We start from the raw sequence: 286 nt of genomic DNA on the forward strand, positions 1-286 counted from the left end.
TGACAGGTCTCCGGAAGTTATTGCGCCGTGTTTGGGACGCGGAGGTCGTCACGCTTGAGGCGTGACCACCCAAACTGAAAATTATGGATTATACGGTTTACATATTGTATAGCCAAAAACGTTCAAGATATTATGTCGGTCAAACGGATGATATCGCAAAGAGATTTATAAGACTCAACAAAAGTTTGGTTCCATCAACTAAAACTGGCGCACCGTGGAATTTGGTTTTTACTCAAAAGGTAGAAAACAGATCAAAAGCACTAACTTTAGAGAAAAAGATTAAAAA

At 39.5% G+C, this 286-nt stretch carries 1 protein-coding gene; it reads left to right on the forward strand.

Annotated features, from left to right (window positions below; all coding sequences use genetic code 11):
- Positions 1 to 83: 83 nt before the first annotated feature.
- A partial coding sequence (locus JEM65_RS23605) for a GIY-YIG nuclease family protein (RefSeq protein WP_199603701.1) occupies positions 84 to 286 on the forward strand: 203 nt, incomplete at its 3' end.

Source organism: Gelidibacter salicanalis (assembly GCF_016469035.1).
Classification (GTDB): Bacteria; Bacteroidota; Bacteroidia; order Flavobacteriales; family Flavobacteriaceae; genus Gelidibacter; species Gelidibacter salicanalis_A.